Source organism: Streptomyces sp. M2CJ-2 (genome assembly GCF_016757295.1).
Classification (GTDB): domain Bacteria; phylum Actinomycetota; class Actinomycetes; order Streptomycetales; family Streptomycetaceae; genus Streptomyces.
In genome coordinates this window covers 1-399 of record NZ_JAESIF010000305.1, presented here as the reverse complement: position 1 = coordinate 399, position 399 = coordinate 1, and the positions used below count along the sequence as shown (strand labels likewise).

General features: G+C 68.7%; 1 protein-coding gene. It reads left to right on the top strand.

Annotated features, from left to right (window positions below):
- Window positions 1-399: PAS domain-containing protein (locus JL475_RS39405; protein WP_202282982.1), on the top strand; the 399-nt coding region annotated here is incomplete at both ends.

Here is a 399-nt window from a genome sequence, read left to right as displayed (position 1 = left end):
GAGGTCAACGAGGCCTATCTGCGGGCCACGGGCCGGACCCGGGAGGAGCTGAGCGGCCGGTACTTCTTCGATGCCTACCCCGAGAATCCGGCGGATCCGGACGCCGACGGGGTGCGCAATCTCCAGGCCTCCCTCCGGCGGGTTCTGCGGTTGAAGGAACCGGACACGATGGCGGTGCAGAAGTACGACATCCCGGTCTCCGGCCGTCCGGGAGGGTTCCGGGAGAAGTGGTGGTCGCCCGTCAACACACCCGTCCTCGGAGCTGACGGAGAGGTGCAGTGGATCCTCCACCGGGTGGAGGACATGACCGAGTTCGCGCTGACTCGTCCCCTCCGCCTGAAGCCGGATGCCCCGGGCGCGGAGCACAAGGCGACGGAGGCCGAACTGTTCACGCGGGCG